Annotated in this window: 12 protein-coding genes; 4 read left to right on the top strand and 8 right to left on the bottom strand. The window is 73.4% G+C overall.

Features of this window, described 5'->3' with window-relative positions; translation table 11 throughout:
• Positions 1-112: 112 nt before the first annotated feature.
• Positions 113-874, top strand: a complete 762-nt coding sequence (locus tag WMF17_RS37400; protein ID WP_437598160.1) for a hypothetical protein — start codon at positions 113-115, stop codon at positions 872-874.
• Between the two features lie 77 nt (positions 875-951).
• Here WMF17_RS37400 and WMF17_RS37405 read toward each other — a convergent pair whose 3' ends face one another.
• A complete protein-coding gene (locus tag WMF17_RS37405) occupies positions 952-1,272 on the bottom strand; it encodes a hypothetical protein (RefSeq protein WP_437645767.1) in 321 nt (106 codons plus the stop codon).
• A gap of 189 nt (positions 1,273-1,461) precedes the next feature.
• Between WMF17_RS37405 and WMF17_RS37410 the strand changes: the two genes are divergently transcribed.
• The 3 genes from WMF17_RS37410 (at position 1,462) to WMF17_RS37420 (ending at position 5,182) form a co-directional block, all read left to right on the top strand.
• Positions 1,462-2,214 carry a hypothetical protein gene (locus tag WMF17_RS37410; RefSeq protein ID WP_437645769.1) on the top strand — a complete coding sequence of 251 codons (753 nt, stop codon included), beginning with the start codon at positions 1,462-1,464 and terminating at the stop codon, positions 2,212-2,214.
• A 520-nt stretch (positions 2,215-2,734) separates the two neighbouring features.
• Complete coding sequence (locus WMF17_RS37415) at positions 2,735-3,247, top strand: hypothetical protein (RefSeq protein ID WP_437598163.1); 513 nt, start codon at positions 2,735-2,737, stop codon at positions 3,245-3,247.
• 87 nt (positions 3,248-3,334) lie between these two features.
• Positions 3,335-5,182, top strand: coding sequence for a hypothetical protein (locus tag WMF17_RS37420; RefSeq protein ID WP_437645771.1), 1,848 nt, complete (start codon positions 3,335-3,337; stop codon positions 5,180-5,182).
• 27 nt (positions 5,183-5,209) lie between these two features.
• On the opposite strand, the gene WMF17_RS37425 is transcribed toward WMF17_RS37420, so the two are convergent.
• The 7 genes from WMF17_RS37425 to WMF17_RS37455 all read right to left on the bottom strand — a co-directional run bounded on the left by WMF17_RS37425 (position 5,210) and on the right by WMF17_RS37455 (position 15,818).
• Positions 5,210-6,172, bottom strand: coding sequence for a hypothetical protein (locus WMF17_RS37425; RefSeq protein ID WP_437645773.1), 963 nt, complete (start codon positions 6,170-6,172; stop codon positions 5,210-5,212).
• A gap of 39 nt (positions 6,173-6,211) precedes the next feature.
• A complete protein-coding gene (locus tag WMF17_RS37430; protein ID WP_437598166.1) occupies positions 6,212-7,420 on the bottom strand; it encodes a hypothetical protein in 1,209 nt (402 codons plus the stop codon).
• A gap of 756 nt (positions 7,421-8,176) precedes the next feature.
• Positions 8,177-9,427 carry a serine/threonine-protein kinase gene (locus tag WMF17_RS37435; RefSeq protein ID WP_437645775.1) on the bottom strand — a complete coding sequence of 417 codons (1,251 nt, stop codon included), beginning with the start codon at positions 9,425-9,427 and terminating at the stop codon, positions 8,177-8,179.
• Positions 9,428-9,656: 229 nt separating this feature from the next.
• A complete protein-coding gene (locus WMF17_RS37440; RefSeq protein ID WP_437598168.1) occupies positions 9,657-11,405 on the bottom strand; it encodes an ABC transporter permease in 1,749 nt (582 codons plus the stop codon).
• A complete protein-coding gene (locus WMF17_RS37445) occupies positions 11,402-12,640 on the bottom strand; it encodes an ABC transporter ATP-binding protein (RefSeq protein WP_437598169.1) in 1,239 nt (412 codons plus the stop codon). Before WMF17_RS37445 ends, WMF17_RS37440 begins: the two co-directional genes overlap by 4 nt.
• Positions 12,637-14,757, bottom strand: coding sequence for a hypothetical protein (locus WMF17_RS37450; RefSeq protein ID WP_437645776.1), 2,121 nt, complete (start codon positions 14,755-14,757; stop codon positions 12,637-12,639). The genes WMF17_RS37445 and WMF17_RS37450 overlap by 4 nt, the downstream gene beginning before the upstream one ends.
• Positions 14,754-15,818, bottom strand: a complete 1,065-nt coding sequence (locus WMF17_RS37455; RefSeq protein ID WP_437651432.1) for an AAA family ATPase — start codon at positions 15,816-15,818, stop codon at positions 14,754-14,756. Before WMF17_RS37455 ends, WMF17_RS37450 begins: the two co-directional genes overlap by 4 nt.
• Between the last annotated feature and the right edge of the window lie 52 nt (positions 15,819-15,870).

The following is a 15,870-nucleotide window of genomic DNA, read 5'->3' on the forward strand; positions in this document are numbered from 1 at the left end:
CGCTTGGCCGGCACTCCACCGCGACGCCGGCGGAGCCGCCGGTGCTGGTGTAGCCAGCCCACGCGGGACCATCGATTTCACACGGGAGGAAAGCATGAATGCAATGAATTGCATGAGCTCACGATCCGTTGTTCGCGCGCTTCCGGCCGTCGCCCTTTCGGGATTGAGCCTGCTCGCGCCGCTCCCGGCAGAGGGCCAGTCGGCCGGAGAGCCCAGCCATTTCCGATGGGCCGACACCCTCGTGGCCCACATCGCCCCGGAGAACAACGAATACGGCAGCGGCACGAGCTATGTTCAATGGGCCGGCATCGAAGGGGCCACGGCGTACCGGAGCCGCAGCCTGTGCGCGTCGTTCGTCACCCACGTCCTCAAGCGGGCCTATGGTCTCTCGAGCTACGACATGACCACGTGGTTCGGCAGCACAAGCCCCAACGCCGTCCTCTACCACGACAGGATCATCGATGAGATCGGCTTCGAGCAGGTCCTGACGGTGAGCCAGATCGAGGCGGGCGACATCATCGCGATCGAGTATCCGTGGGGGAGCACGGCCTCCGGGCACGTCGCCATCGCGGCAGGGCCCGCGGTGCTGCGCTCGGCGACCTATCCGCTCGTCGCGGGGACGAGCCAGTACGCGCTCGCCGTCCTCGACGCGAGCACCACCGGCCACGGGACGACGGACACCCGGCACAACGCGGACGGCTCCTGGCACCCGGGCGTCGGGCGGGGCGTCATGCGCATCTATGCGAGCAGCACCACCGGCGCGATCGCGGGACACGCCTGGAGCACGCAATCTGGCTCGACGTACTACGCGAAGCAGGCGCGCGATATCGTGATCGGCAGGGTCGCGGATCCCGACCTCTACCTGCCGCAGTAGCGGCGCGCCCCGACCCCCCGCGCCGCCAGGGCCGCAGCGCCGCCTGGCCCCGTCGGCAGGATGTCTGACGTACCGAGCTAGCGCGGGCTCGACGCTGTCGTCCGGCCCGCCACGCGCCGGAGCCCCGGCGCGTGCTCCAGCGGCTCCGCGTCGAGCTCGAGGCCGTCGAGCATCGCCGCCGTCGCGAGGACGCCGGGCAGCTGGACCTCCGGCGCCCACGCATCGAGCTCCATGAGCTCTCCGCCGACGACCTCCGACGAGCGCATCAGCACCCGATCCCCGCGGGCGCGGAGGAGCAGGGGGACAGCTGGGAGGCGCTCACCGATCTCGCGGAGCGCACGTTGCCGGTGGAGGAGCTGCTCGAGGTGCTCTACTTCCGCGCGCGCGGCCGCCTCCACCGGGCGTCACTGGGAGGCGTCGGCGGTGCTCGACAGGGCGAGGCTCACCGCGCTACGGACGGCCGTTGCGATTCCATCTCTTGCGTTGTTCGGGTGCGCATCCAGCGCCGATCCGGGCACCGAGGAGGCCGTGGGACGTCGGGAGAGGCGGTGACCTCGGCCAACCGCCTCTCGATGAATCGCCTCTCGATGAATCGCCTCTCGATGAACAGCCTCTCGATGAGCCGCCTCACCGCGGACGGCCGCGCGCTGGCCACCACGGATCTGCTGCTCGACGAGGACGGTCGTGAGCTCCTCCGCTACACGATCGCCTGCGCGCTCCCCGAGGGGCAGTCGCTCGTCGGCGAGGTCGGAGCGACGAGGTACCGGTTCGATGGGCGGATCGGCCTCGCGCCCGGCTGGTTGCGCTCCCCGCTCCCCGAGAAGTCGCAGCGCTGGGTCACGGCGTGCCTGCTGGCGCACGTGAACGGGTACGGCGTCGAGGTCGCCATCTCGCTGCGCGGCCGCCATCCAGCGCTGGCCACGGACAGCGCGGAGCGGCGGATCTACCGGCAGGAGGAGATCTCCTTCTTCGGCAACGCATTCCAGCCGCTCGGCAAGCGCGACGAGCTCGGCGACATCGGCTCGCGGATGTATTCTTGCGGCGGCGCCTTGCTCCAGCTGTCGTGCGCCGAGAACGAGACCGCCTTCGCGCCGGAGCGGACGTGCGCGTCGAGGAGCGACTGCAGCCTCGACTTCCTCGGCCCGTGCCGCGACCTGTCGGACGCGAAGGGCAGCGTGTGCAAGGACGCCTCCCTCGACGGGTACGAGCGCTGCCAGGCCGCAGCGAGCAACCGGGCGGACAAGCCCAAGACGACCCGTTACGACGAGGTCGTCACGGTGTTTCTGCAGCGGCCTGACTTCTCCTCCTTCTATCCGCTCTGCACGCCCCTGTTCCCCTGAGCGAGCCCGCCTGCCACGCCGCGCAGCCGCGTGATCCGCGGCGCGGCGCGCCTCATCCTCCCGACCGGCGACACCGCCGTCGACCGGGCTGGCATGCAGGGCGGAGAGACGTGGGCACGAGCTCTTCAATGGCAAGAAGGAAGGCTGCGTGGAGGTCGAGCTCGAGCCCTGAAGGCCTGGCGCGACCGAGGCGCCGTACCGTGCCTCGACCAGACCGAGGCAATCCGTCGTTCATTGGCAAAGGGCGAATCTACCCATATGACCGAGGCCGAGGCACGCGCTCGTGCACCCGGGCGCAGGGGATTGCCGTGTTCTCCTCCACCAGCTCGGGCGGGAGCGAGATCGCAATGGCGGTTTCACAGGCCAATGCTGCTTGGCGAGGCTCGACCGGGCAACAGCGGCCCGAGTCCTCCGTTTCCAGTTGACATCCGCCACGACGCATGGATCAACCAAATTGAGCGCGTTCATGGTTGTCGACCTCGTGCGATACTCTCGCCTGCCATGCTGCTGGAGAGCTCCCATGCACCGACCCCTCCTCGCCCAAGGCCTCGTGCTGTCGCTCGCGCTGTTCGGGTGCTCGGCTAGCCCGGAAATTCCTGAAGCCTACGGCAAGGCGATCATGACCGTGAACGGGGAGGAGCTGGTGCTCGACACGGGCGATGACGGCAAGCGGCCTGTCCCCCGATTCGACAACAGCTGGGACGTTGACTGCTCCCTCCTCAATGGCGAAACCAATCTGGAGCTGGTGGATCACTCGAAGGGCAGGAGGGGCTTCTACTACCTCGATCTCCACCTGCTCGGCAGCGAGCGCGAGGGCGGCGACGCCGCTGTCGTGAACATGCGAATGTACGTTGACGACGAGCTTTTTCATGGCTCCTGTCCGGCCACGCTCCGGACGTCTCAACAGGGGTCGCACGAATGCAAGTTCTCTTTTGCCAAGTGCGATTTGAACGTGTTCGGCGGTGACCAGGACGTTATCCCGGCGCGCCTCGATCTCGCCTCATTTCACTTGAAATGGTGCTTCGTCCCGTGAGCCGGCGCGCCCGCGTCGCGATGCGTCGCGATTGTGTACCCGAGGCAGCGCTGGCCGGCGCGTCCGCCCGCAGGTAAACATCGAACGATGGTGGATGCGTCCCCCCGGCGACGGTTCAGCGCCGCGTTCGCTCGCTGGTCTCGCCGCGTCCGGCGGCGGCTCGCGCTGGAGCTGATCCTCACAGGCGCCGCCGCGGGGCTGATGCTCGGGGCGGCGGGCGCAGCGGCCGCCTGGCAGACGCGGTACGGCGCGCTGCGCCCCTGGATGGCGGGCGGCGGCTTGCTCGGCGCGGTGACCGGCGCGGCGGCGGCGCGGCGGCGGCGGTGGTCGGATCCGAACGTCGCGCTGTTCCTCGACGGCAAGCTCGGCGCCTCCGAGTCGGTCTCCACGGCCGTGGAGCTCGCGGCCGCCGAGCGCGCGGGCGACGGCGCGGCCCGGGCCGGCGCAGCGGCGGCCCACGAGGTGGTGTTCGCGCACGCCGCGGCGGCCCTCGACCGGGCGACCGCCCCGCAGGTCCGCGCGCCGCTGTGGCGGCCCTGGCACGCCGGCGCGCCGCTCGCAGCGGCGGCCATCGGCTACCTCAGCTGGCTCCCGCTGCCGCCTGCGCCTGCGGCAGCAGCGCCCCCGCCCGGGGCCGAGCAGGTGCGCCTGGCCGAGATCGCCGGGCTCGAACGGGTGATCCAGCTGGCCGAGGTCGACGCTCGGGACACCGCGCAGCGCGATCGGCTGAAGCAGCTCGCGGACGACGCGAGGCGGCTGCGCGAAAAGCTGAGGAGCGGCGTCGAGCGCCGCGAAGCGCAGGCCGAGATCGGCAGGCTCCGCGACGCGATCACGGCCGAGCGCCTGTCGCTCGGCGAGGGCGAGCAGCGTCACGGGATGGAGTCGGCGCTCGGCAAGCTCGGGGAGGACCCTCAGCTGAGACGGGCGGCGAAGGCGCTCGGCGACCGCGATCTCGTGGCGCTCGACGAGGAGATGGAGCGGCTCGCGAACCGGGTCGAAAAGACCGACCGCGAGCGGGCCAGGAAGACGCTCGAGGAGGCCGCCGAGGCAGCGAAGAGGGCCGGCGCCCCCGGCGTGGCGGAGGCGCTCGAGGAGCAACGCGAGCTGCTGGATCAGCGCGGCAAGCAGGCCGACAAGCTGAGGGAGCTGGCCGAGGCGCTCGGCGAGGCGCTCAGCGACGAGGGGCGCGAGGCGCTCGGCGAGCTCGGCCGGACCGGGAGCAGAAGGGACGCGCGGCGGCTCGCCGACAGCCTCGAGAAGGCGCTCGAGAAGCTGAGCCCCGAGGAGCGCAAGCGGCTCGCCGAGCGCCTGAAGCAGCGGGTGGCGCGGTCGCCCGAGGGCGCGCCCGGGGAGCCCGCGTCCGAGGAGCAGATGCGCGAGCTCGCGCGGCAGCTGGCGACGCCCGAGGGCCAGCGGCAGCTCGAGGAGCAGCTGCGCCGGATGGCCCAGGAGGGAGGCCCGAGCAGCGAGGAGGCGGAGCGCCAGGGCGCGCTCGACGACGCGCAGCGCGGGGCCGGCGAGGCCGAGGGGCAGCTCGGGGGGACGCCCGTCCCGATGCCGGTCGCCGGCGGCTCGGGCAGCCAGGGATCGGGCAGCGGAGAGCGCGGCCAGGGCTCGCAGGCGGGCGGCGCAGACAAGCAAGGGCCCGGGCAGCCAGGTCATTCCGAGGGAGGCGGGCCGGGCAGCCACGAGGGGCAGACCGGCGCGATCGCGGGGGGCGAGCTGCGCTCACGCGCCGGCGCGAGGCTCAATCCAGGCAGGCCGATGCCCGGGATCGCGATGGGCCGGACAGCGGGGCGCGCCGGAGACACCGCCAACGTGCAAGGCGAGGGCGCGCTCGGCGTCGTGGGTCCCCAGGAGATCGGCGGCGTCGAGCGCAGCGACGTCCCGGAAGAGTACCGCGAGCAGGTCGGTCGCTACTTTCAACCACGGTGAGCCCGGATCGGGCTCCTGGCGGCGGGCTCAGAAGCTCGCGCCGACCAGCAGGCCCTTCGCGTCGGCGGTGACGAGGGGCGCGGCGTGGAAGCGGGGGAGCGCGGCCCGCGGCGCCGGCGGCGTGCGGCCGGACGTGCTGAACGCGTACACGGCCGTCCCGGCGAGCACCACGCCGCCGCCGACGAAGCTCCAGAACGAGAGGTTGGCGAGCGTGGTCTGGCTGTCGCGCAGGTCGATGCGCCGCGCGCTGCCGGAAGGCTCCGCCGCGGCGGACTCGCCCTTCGCCGTGGAGAGGATCGCGAAGGTCACGCCCGACGCGACCCCGAGCAGACCGACCGCTCCGCCCGCGACCACCAGCGGGAGGTTCGAGCCGGCGTCGAGGCTCAGGGCGATGCTCTGGTCCGAGCCCCTCGCCACGAGCAGCGACGTCGACGTCCGGACGCCGGAGCGGCGCGCCTCGATCGTGCGCTTGCCAGGATCGACGAACACCTGGGCCTCGATGGGCGACCGGCCGATGACCTTGCCGTCGATCAGCACCTCGGCATCGTCGACATTCACGTCGATGCGGAGCGCGCCGACCTGCGATTTGGCCTCGGCGAGCCGCTGCTGCAAAAAGAGCTTCTTCTCCTCCGTGTCGCCGAGAGGAAACGTGTTGAGCGCGTACAGGAGGTGCTCGGCCGCCTCGCGGGGCTGGCTCACCTCCAGCTCGACGTTCCCGAGATTGCCCGCGACGTCGAAGCTCTGCTGGAGGTCCCACGCCGCCTGATAGCGCGCCTCGGCCTCGACGAACCGCGCCTCGTCGTAGAACCTGTTCCCCTCCCGGTAGAGCTGCGCGGCACGCTCGCCCGCGCTCGAGTTCGCGGCCGGCGCGTCGGCCGGAGAGGTGGGCATGAGCCGAGCTTTGCCGGTCGCGCTCGCGACGCCCGGCGCCAGAGCGACCGTCGAGCACAGGAGGAACAGAGGCGCGTATTTCAAGAATGGCTTTCGCATGGTGGCTGCCGGAGGATTGCAATCCGGAGAGGCGACGCCTCAGGGGAATGGGCGCGGGGGCGCGGTCGTCCCCGGGGGCGTCGTGGGCAACGCAGAGGACGCAGACGGCAGGACCGGTGGTGGGCTCGGAGGGCTCACGGACGATTCGTAGAAGTCTTCCGGCGCGACAGGCGGCTTGGGGGGACGCTTCACCTGTCCCCCAGGGCGCGCCGACGGCGGGCGGGCAGCGGCCACGGAGTGTGCGGGCGGCGAGGAGGTCCGCTCCGCGGAAGGCGACGCGGACGGTACCGGCGCGGTGGGGACCGGCTGCTCCGCGGTGGGGAGCGGCTGCTCGCTGGCCGCCACCGGAGGCGGCGGCGGCTCGGGCAGCGCGTTCGGGGTGGGCGTCGCGATGCCGGGCTCGGGGGCCGGGACGCGTGCGTCCTCGACGACGGGGGCGTCGCGAGGGCCCGAGGGGTTGGCGGCGCGCCACAGCACCCAGAAGCCCGCGACCGTCGCGCTGCCGAGAAACACGAGCAGCGCGAACAGGCCGAGCGGCGCCGCGCGGCGGCGCGCCGCGAGCGCTGCCGCGGAGGCAGCGGCGGCGACGGCGGCATCGGGGCGCGCTGCGGCCGGCGGCGGGTCCGCTCGAGGGACGGCGGCGGCGGGCTGGGGAGCGGCCGCCGCAGCCGGCCGCTGCTTGCGGGTCGGCTCTTCGGGCGGCGGCCAGACGCCGCTGCCCACGCCGACGCGGGCCGTGCGCACGCCGCCGGGGCGCGCGCCGCCCGGCCCCTCGGGAACCGCCGGCGGGGGGCTCGGCATGCCGTGCACCGGGATCCGGCGCATCGTCGGCCGGTTCCGCTCGTCAACGCCCTTCAAGAGCGACGGGGCGACCTGGATCTTCTGCAGGTCCATCGCCTGGTGCTCCCGGTTCGGGGGCAGGGTGACCGGGGGAACATACACCTGCTTGTCGCTCGGCCCCGCCTCGCGGTCCTGGCGGCGCCGCGGCCTGGGCTCGCCCCACTGCATCATGCGCTCGACGGGCGGCGCTGCGGGGGCCGGCGCTGCCTCGTCCGGCCTGCGGCGCGGATCCTGCGCATGCGCTCGCGGGTGCGCCAGCGACGGGTGCTCCTGCGGTGCGAAGCTCGGCGCGTCGTAGCCGCGCGGCGGCTGCTGCGGCTGCGTCGGCGGCTGCGGCGCGGCGTCGCCCGCAGCGCCCTGACCCGCCGGCTGCCCTGGCGAGCTCTTGTTCGCGTTCCTGTTGGTCATGCCTGCCCCTCTCGCCACGCGCAAAAGGCGCGCCGCTGCCCTGCGTGGGCAGCGGCGCATCGAGCATCCGGTCCAAAGCTCCGCGTCGTCATGGACGTGCTCCCGAGGCGATCTGCCTCGACCGCTGCTCTGCAGACGGCGCGGCGGGCGCCGCGGCAGCGCTCCGGCCGGCGCGGGTGCGCCGCGGGCCAGCGGCGAACGTGCGCTGGCCGGCGCGCGATACGTCGGAGCTCGCTCGGGGATAGGGCCACGGCATAGCCCCGAAGATACCCCACCCAGCCGTCGCCACCACGCACCCAAGCATCACGACCCTTCCGCAGCGATACAACGACGGCGTCCAGGGATGCACCGGGATCGGGAGCCACCGCCGTCACGGGCGTGACGGCGCCGCTCGGTGGCGGCGCGCGCCGGGGCCCCGGACCGCGACCTCGGGCGAGGCGCGGCCCTGCGGGCCGACCGAACGCGAAGTTGACCCTGGCCACCATCCTGCCGTCTCCCTGGACCCCGTGGGTGTTGTCCATGGCTAGGCTGGCGTGTCTTCCTCGATACCGCAGCCTCGATTTATTACACCCATCCTGCATCTGCCTGTCCCCCCACCCAGGTTGAGCCGCCTCCCACCCGGGTTGAGCCGCCCCCCACCCAGGTTGAGCCGCCCCCGCGGCGCCAGCGCTGCCCGTCCATCCCACCCACGCATGGTAGCGGTTTCGTTGCGCCGGGTGAGGTTCCTTGCAACTGCGGCGACGTCGCGGCCGTCCGTCAGCCCGCGACGCTCACCAGCAGCGCCACGGCGAAGCCGAACAGCACCACGCTCACCACCAGCATCGCCATGACCGCCAGGCTGGGCTCCGCGCGCGCCGGCCGCCGTCGCGCGCGCCTCCCCCCGCCCCGCCGCGCCTCCGGCCCGCGCGGCAGCGCAGGTCCCGAGGTGGGCTGCGCCGCCCCGCCGGGCGCCGTGAGGCCGAACGCCTCCACGGTCGCGCTCAACGTCGGTGCGACCAGCGCGCGGACCGGCGGCACCGTCAGCGGCGCCGTGCTCTGCCAGCACGACCCCGTCGGCAAGGTCGGCGCCGGCGTCGCCCCTCGCGAGAGCGCGGCGGCGATGCGCGACAGCTCGTCCGCGAACGCCGCGGCATCCGGGAAGCGGAGCTCCGGGCGCTTCTCGAGCGCCCTCATGACGGCGCGGTCGAGCTCCGGCGGCACCGGCCGCGGCGCGTGACAGGACGGCGGCGCGGGCACCTCGCTCGCGTGGGCGCGCACGAGCTCGTGCACGCGCTTCATGTGCTCGAACGGATCGCGACCGGCGATCAGCGCGTAGAGCACCACGCCGGCTGCATACACGTCGGTGCGGGCGTCGACGGCGAGCCCGCACGCCTGCTCGGGCGAGAGATAGCGCGGCGTGCCGACGAGCACCCCCTCCTCGGTCTGGTAGAGCGACGGCGCCGGCGCGCGGCCGTCGCCGCGCGGAGCGACCACCTTGGCGATGCCGAAATCGAGCACCTTCACCACGCGCCGCCCCTGCGCGTCCGCGTCGCACACGAAGAGATTCTCGAGCTTCACGTCGCGATGGACGATGCCCGCGCCGTGCGCCGCGGCGAGGCCGGCGAGCGTCTGCGTCACGAGGTCGAGCGCCTCCAGCGGCGGCAGCGCGCCGCGCGCCGCGAGCTCCTCGCGCATCGTCCGGCCGTAGAGCCGCTCCATCACGAGGAACGTCCGCCCCTCGGCCGTCCGCCCGAAGTCGGTCACCGTCACCAGGTTGGGATGGGCGAGCCGCGCCAGCGACTGCGCCTCGACGCGCATCCGCTCCACGAGCCGCGGCTCGCGGTTCAGATCGCGGTGCAGGAGCTTCACCACCACGGGCTTGTCGAGGCCCACGTGCGCGGCCTCGATCACCTCGCCCATCCCGCCCCGCCCCAGCCGGCGCACGGGCCGGTACGGCGTTCCGTACAGCAAGGTATCGCTCAGCTCGAGCGTCGAGCACCGGCGGTCGTCGTGCGAAGACAAGGCCATCCCCCGCGGGTCGAGGTGGTGCCGCTGTCGTCACGCGACGCGAGAATCGAGATCCCCTCTCGCTCCCGGACCTCGAGCGCGGGCGCATTTTTCACACGCCCTCAGGAAGCGCTCAAGATTTCGACAGATCCGCGCGCAGGCGCATCCTGAAGCATTCCCGAACGCCGATCCAAATTTCCAAACAATGAACCCGGCGCGTACGATTTCAGGGCACGTCGCGGTGACGCGCTCACGCGAGGGTGCCCGCGGCGCTCCCTGGCTCGGCGTGCTCCGGAGCGGCTGGGGGCGCCGGAGCCGCCTGTTCGGCCGCGAGCGCCGCCTCGTCTTCCTGGGCGAGGAGCGTGTCCGTCACGGCGAGCGCCGCCTCGCGCTGCGCGATGAGGGCGGCGCAGCGCGAGCGCGCCGCTGCGAGCAGGCCGAGCCCGACAGCGACCCAGGCGACGGCGGCCGTGTGCCCGGCGACGACGACGGACCCCGGATCGCTCTGCGCGGCCCTGTCGAGCATCACGAAGGCGTAGAACGGCGAGGGGGCCGCGATGAGGAGGGCGCTCTCGCTGACGCTGAGCTCCGTGACCAGGCCGGCGATGGCCGCGACGATCCACGGGCCGACCGCGATCGAGAAGAGGAGCGTCAGGAGCAGCACCCGCGCCACCATGGGCGCGGCGATCCGCGCGCGAAGAAAGGCGCCGAGCCCGACGAGGAACACGTAGAAGGCGAGCGCGTAGACGGCGAAGTACTGGAGCTGCCGCATCTGGATCTCCGGCGGCCCGAGGGGCACGCCGAGGAGCAGCCGGTGGCCGGCGGCCCAGAGCGCGGCGACGCAGGGGATCCCCACCGCGAGCAGCAGGTACGCCGAGCGGGTCACGCCGGGGCCGAAGAAGCGACGCAAGCGGCTGGCGCGGCTCCGGGCCCAGGTCACCTCGACGCGGCGCGACGGCCCGATCGGATCGCCGGCGAAGAGGCACACGCAGAAGATCAGGAACGAGAACATCGCGCACATGCCCGCGATGATCGCGGCCAGGCGCTCGGACGGCTCCACCGCGAACGCCGGCACCGCGACGGCGGCGGCGACCACCGGCGCGCAGGCAGCGAACCACGTCTTCAGGCCGGAGGAGCGATCGTCGCCCTCGCTCGTGAGGTTCGCGACGGTCACCTGGTACAGGAACCACGCGGGGACGACGACCGCCGCGAGCGGCAGGAGGATCAGGAAGAGCACGTAATCGAGGCCGAGCGGCGCGCGCTGGTACGCGACCGGGAGCCAGATGGGGGGGCCCTCGGGCACCTCCGGCCACGCCAGGTGGGCCGCGTACGAGAGCCCCGTGCCCCCGGCCGAGAACAGGCAGATCGACAGGGGGAACGCGAGCAGCAGCGTGACGAGGATCGCCCCGCGGAGGCTCGCCATCTTCGAGCTGATCGCGAGGCCGAAGGCGACGCTGAGCAGCGCGATCAGGAAGAGGAACAGGAAGGCGATCACCACCTCCATCGCGGTGATCCCGCCGAACAGGAACGGCAGCGCCCCGACCGGCGCGAGCATCACCACGTACATCGAGATCGCCGTGTAGGCGGCGAGGAACTTGCCGCGCGCGATCTCGCCGGGCGGGATGCCCGTCAGGAGCACCGCCTCCCAGGTGCGGCCCTCGCGCTCCGAGGCGATGCTGTTCGCGGCGACCGCCGGACCGACCAGCGCCACAACGAAGTACGCGAGCGAGAAGAAGACCTGGAACAGGATCACGCCCGTCTTCGCGGGCGCGATGTCCCTCGCCACGATGCCGCCGATCGACGCCACGAGCAGCGTCATCAGCACGGCGAGCACCAGGAGGATGATCGGCGTGCGGGCGAGGCGCGCGGCCTGCTTGAGCTCGCGGATCCAGATCGGGTTCGGCTCGCCGAGGAGGCGACCCACGCGGCGCCGCGCCCGATCGACGAGCCGCTGAGACGCCGGGCCGCCGGGCGGCGATGAGCCAGTCTGCACGCTCACTGCACCTCTCCTTGCGTGACCTCCAGGAAGATCCGCTCGAGCTCGTTGCGCTCCGGCTCGACCCCGATCACGCCGATCCCGCGCTGCACGAGGTGCTGCACGATCTCGGCGATCTTCACGTCGTTGCCCGTGTAGCCGACGTGCACGGCGCCCGCGACGATCTCGATGTCGGTGATCCCCGGGCCGCCCCGGAGCAGGAAGGCCGCGCCCTCGGGATCGCCGAGGACCCGCACCTTGACCTTGCGCCGGGAGAGCTGCGACATCCCGGGATAGCCTGCCGCAGGGCCAGCAGGGCCCGCGGGGCCCGCGGCGTGACGCGCGTGCGGGCCGTACCCGGGCGGCGGACCGGCGGCCTGCAGGGGATCGACGGCGGCCGGATCCCCCGGCGCCCCGGGAGGCGGGGGCGCCTCGGGCCCATACGGCGGCGCGTGATGCGCCTGCGCCGGGTACGCGCCCGGCGCGGCGGCGTACCGCGGCGGCGCGTGCCCGAGCGCCTGCGCGGCGCGCAGCGCCTCGAGACGCGCCGCGATCTCGCCGATCGGCCCGGCGACGACGAGGCGGCCCTTCTCGAGGATGCCGATCGACGTGCACACGTCGGAGAGCTCCGTGAGGATGTGCGAGGAGAGGAAGATCGTCTTCCCCAGGCTCCGGAGCTCGAGCAAGAGGTCGCGGATCTCGATGCGCGCGCGCGGATCGAGATCGCTCGCCGGCTCGTCCAGGATGAGGACCTTGGGATCGTGCAGCAGGATCCTCCCGAGCTGGAGGCGCTGCTTCATGCCCTTCGACATCGTGGCGACGATCCGGTCCTGGATCTTGCCGAGATCGGTCAGCTCCAGGACCGCGTCGACAACGTCGAGCGACGGCACGCGGAACGCATCCGCGAAGAACTCGAGGTACTCGCGCACCGTGATCCGGTCGTAGACGCCGGCGTGATCCGGCATGTACCCGATGCTGCGGCGGACCGCCGCCGGGTCGATCGTGACGTCGACCCCGTCGATCTCGACCCGCCCCGCCATCGGCTCGAGCAAGGTCGCCATGACCCGGATCGTCGTCGTCTTGCCCGCGCCGTTCGGCCCGATGAAGCCGAAGATCTCGCCGGGGCCGACGTCGAAGGTGACGTCCCGGAGCACGTCGAGCGAGCCGAAGCGGTGCGAGAGGTGGCGGACGCGGATCGTCGGCGCAGGCCGCTCGATCTGCGCCGCGGGGGGCGGGGCGCCGCCGGGCGCGGCGCTCACGGCCGGCCTCCGAGGCCGACGATCCGCACGAGCACGCGGTCGCTCTCGATCCGCAGCCCGGAGTCGCTCGCGCGACCCTCGCCGCCGTCGAGCTGGCCGAGCAGGACGGGCACGCCGGCGGGGAACCAGTCGACCGCGGTGCCGGCCGCCTCCTCGATGGCGAGCCACGCGGCGCCGAGCCCCGGCGCGTCGGGCTCGAGCAAGGCGACCAGCAGGCTCCCGCCGAGATCGTGGATGTCGATGCCGCCGACCCGCCGCCCGAAGCCCGCGTGCGCGAGCCAGAGCTGGCCCTCGGCCCGCGCCGCGAGATCGACCCCCGCGCGCGACGAGACCTTCTCCCCGTCCCGGATGCGGGCGAAGTAGCGGGCCGCGCCCTCCGGCAGCCACAGGACGCCGCCCCGGAGATCGCGGCCGCTCCGGTTGCTCACGACGAGCTCGCCGCTCGGCTCGGCGACGATCGCGATGCCGTCGCCGAGCGGCGCGGCGCCGTCCTCGCGCACGATCACCGTCTGCCAGGGGAGCGCCGCGACCTCCGTCAGCCGGGCCCCGTCGCGGTCGACGACGAGCCGATCGCGCCGCCCCGAGAGCTCGGCGACCACCGCCGTGCTGATGACGCTGCTCGCGTCGGTCGTGCGGACGGTGAGCTCCTCCGCGCTCGAGACGAAGAAGCCGCGGAACCGGCGCACCGCCCCCTTCGTCATGCCGGCCCCCGCCTCGATCAGCGTCAGGTGCCGCGCCCTGCCTCGCACCCCCTTCGCGAGCAGGCCCACGCCGACGATCGCCGCGAACGCGACCGCCGCGTACACGGGCAGGTGCCGGAGCGCGCGGAGCGGCCTCCCCTGCCGCGCGGCGCGCGCGAAGTTGATCGGGCCGGCGAGCACCGCGTAGATGCAGAGCAGCAGCGCGGAGACCCCGATCGCCCAGCGCGCGCCCTCGTTCGGATCGAGCTCCCGCCGCACCGGATCCAGGTCGAGGCCCATCGCCTCCTCGCCCGGGCGGAAGGCGACCGTCGAGCGGCGATCGTGGGCGCGGCGCGCGAGATCGGCCACCCGGATCTTCACCCACGGGTCGCCGGCCGCGGGCAGGCGCGTGGGGTCGAACGCGAGCAGGTGCACCTCGCCGAGGCCGTAGAACGCCGAGCTGCCATACGGGCTCGCCCGCAGGTTTCCGCCCGACCAGCCGGAGAGCGCCTCGGCCACCTCGGGGCTCGCGCTCGGCGCGGGCAGCAGCACGTTGCCCGGCTTGCCGAGGCCGCTGGGCGCGCCCGGCGGCATGATCTCCTCGAGGGTGGGCGGCGCGACGCCGGCCCTCGAGACCTCGCCGCCGACGAGCGCCGCGAGCGTCGGGTGCCGCAGATCCTCGGGGCGCGCGACCGACAGCGCCAGCGTGCCGCCGGAGAGCACGTAGCCGGCGAGCGCGTCGAGCTCGGCGCCGTTCAACCTCGAGAGCGCGTCGGTCCGCAGGAGCACCGCGTCCGCCGCGCTGTACAGCGCCGGCCGGTCGGGCAGCAGCGGATCGCCCGTCGCGCCGTCGTAGCGCGGCTGCCCGACCCACAGGACGGCGTCCGGCGACGACCCGGGCCCGAAGCCGGTCGGCATGTACAGCGGCGCGACCGGCGCCTCGTGGAGCCCCGCCCGGAGGAGCGACGTCTCGCTGACGTCGAAGAGCACCACCGCGCGCTGCGAGGTCGACGAGAGCGCGTGCGACGACACGGTCGCGCCGCCCTCGTCGAGCGCGCGCACCAGCACGTCGCCGAAGGGCGACACCTGCACTGGCACGCGCACGTTGACCGACGCGCCCGCCCCGACGGTGTACGGCGCCGACGCGACGAAGACGCGCTGCTCGGAGGAGCGCCTCGACGAGACCTCGACCTCGCCTCTCGCCGCCCTGCCGCCGTTGTTCTGGATGCGCACGACGATCTGGTTCCACCCCCAGGGGACAGCGCCGCTCGTCCCGAACACCGGCGCCGCGTCGACGGCGAGCTCCGGCGCGCGGGGCGGCGGCGCCTGCCCGGACGCGGACCCCGCGGCCAGGAGCGCCGCGAGCCACGCCGCGCCGGCCGCGCCCTTCGCCGGCGACCCGATCCGGAGCGCCCGCGCCTCGTCGCCGCGCCTCATCGGCGGATCGCCTGCGCCACGGGCTCGGGCCGCGGCTCGACCGCGGAGAGGAGCGCGGCGACGACCTGATCCGTCGTGATCCCCTCCGCCTCGCCCTCGAAGGACCGGATCATGCGGTGGCGGAGCGCCGGCTTCGCGACCCGCTGCACGTCGGCGAAGGCGACGTGCGCCCTGCCCTGGAGCAACGCCACGGCCTTCGCGGCCAGCACCAGCGACTGCGCCCCGCGCACGCCGGCGCCGAACCGGAGCGCCCTCCGCACGATCTCGGGCGCCCCCTCGACGGCCGGATCGCTCGCCCGCGTCAGCCGCGACGCGTACCGCATCACCGGCTCGGCGACCGCGACGTCGCGGCAGAGCGCGCGGAGCGAGAGCACGTCGTCGCGGGTGAGCACCCGCGGCGGCGGGCCGCCGTCGTGGCCCGTGGTCCGGGCGAGGATCTCGGTCAGCTCGTCCTCGGTCGGGCTCGGCACGAGCACCTTGAGCAGGAACCGATCGAGCTGCGCCTCCGGCAGCGGGTACGTCCCCTCCATCTCGATCGGGTTCTCGGTGGCCAGCACGAAGAACGGCTCTTCCATGGCGTACCGCGTGCCCGCGATGGTGCACGCGTGCTCCTGCATGGCCTCGAGCAGCGCGCTCTGCGTCTTCGGCGTCGCCCGGTTGATCTCGTCGGCCAGGATCACCTGCCCGAAGATCGGCCCCTTGTGCAGCGAGAAGTGGCGCGAGCCGTCCGCCGCCGCGACGAGCACGTTCGTTCCGGTCACGTCGCTCGGCATGAGATCCGGGGTGAACTGGATGCGGGAGAACCTGAGATCGAGGCAGCCGGCGATGGTCCTGACGAGGAGCGTCTTGCCCAGCCCGGGCGCCCCTTCCAGGAGGACGTGCCCTCCCGCGATGATCCCCCAGAGCGTCTGCTCGATGACGTCGCCCTGGCCGACGACGGCCTGCCCGATCGCCTCGCGCAGCCGCGCGCTCGTCCGCTGCGCGAGCTCGAGCCTCGCCTCGAAGGAAGCCGGGGCCGCGCCCCGCTCTCCGTCACTACCTGCGCCTGATTCCGCCGCCATCTGATCGTCCTCGGGCGACGACCATAGCCGGCCCCGCGCCGGGCGTCGATCG

This window comes from Sorangium sp. So ce362 (assembly GCF_051519845.1).
Lineage (GTDB): Bacteria > Myxococcota_A > Polyangia > Polyangiales > Polyangiaceae > Sorangium.

What these genes read in the sequence shown, in the direction of transcription:
- WMF17_RS37455 (WP_437651432.1), bottom strand. Translation starts at nt 15,818, where the DNA reads ATGGCGGCGGAATCAGGCGCAGGTAGTGACGGAGAGCGGGGCGCGGCC.
- WMF17_RS37425 (WP_437645773.1), bottom strand. Translation starts at nt 6,172, where the DNA reads ATGCGAAAGCCATTCTTGAAATACGCGCCTCTGTTCCTCCTGTGCTCG.
- WMF17_RS37435 (WP_437645775.1), bottom strand. Translation starts at nt 9,427, where the DNA reads ATGGCCTTGTCTTCGCACGACGACCGCCGGTGCTCGACGCTCGAGCTG.
- WMF17_RS37415 (WP_437598163.1), top strand. Translation starts at nt 2,735, where the DNA reads ATGCACCGACCCCTCCTCGCCCAAGGCCTCGTGCTGTCGCTCGCGCTG.
- WMF17_RS37450 (WP_437645776.1), bottom strand. Translation starts at nt 14,757, where the DNA reads ATGAGGCGCGGCGACGAGGCGCGGGCGCTCCGGATCGGGTCGCCGGCG.
- WMF17_RS37420 (WP_437645771.1), top strand. Translation starts at nt 3,335, where the DNA reads ATGGTGGATGCGTCCCCCCGGCGACGGTTCAGCGCCGCGTTCGCTCGC.
- WMF17_RS37400 (WP_437598160.1), top strand. Translation starts at nt 113, where the DNA reads ATGAGCTCACGATCCGTTGTTCGCGCGCTTCCGGCCGTCGCCCTTTCG.
- WMF17_RS37410 (WP_437645769.1), top strand. Translation starts at nt 1,462, where the DNA reads ATGAATCGCCTCTCGATGAACAGCCTCTCGATGAGCCGCCTCACCGCG.
- WMF17_RS37430 (WP_437598166.1), bottom strand. Translation starts at nt 7,420, where the DNA reads ATGACCAACAGGAACGCGAACAAGAGCTCGCCAGGGCAGCCGGCGGGT.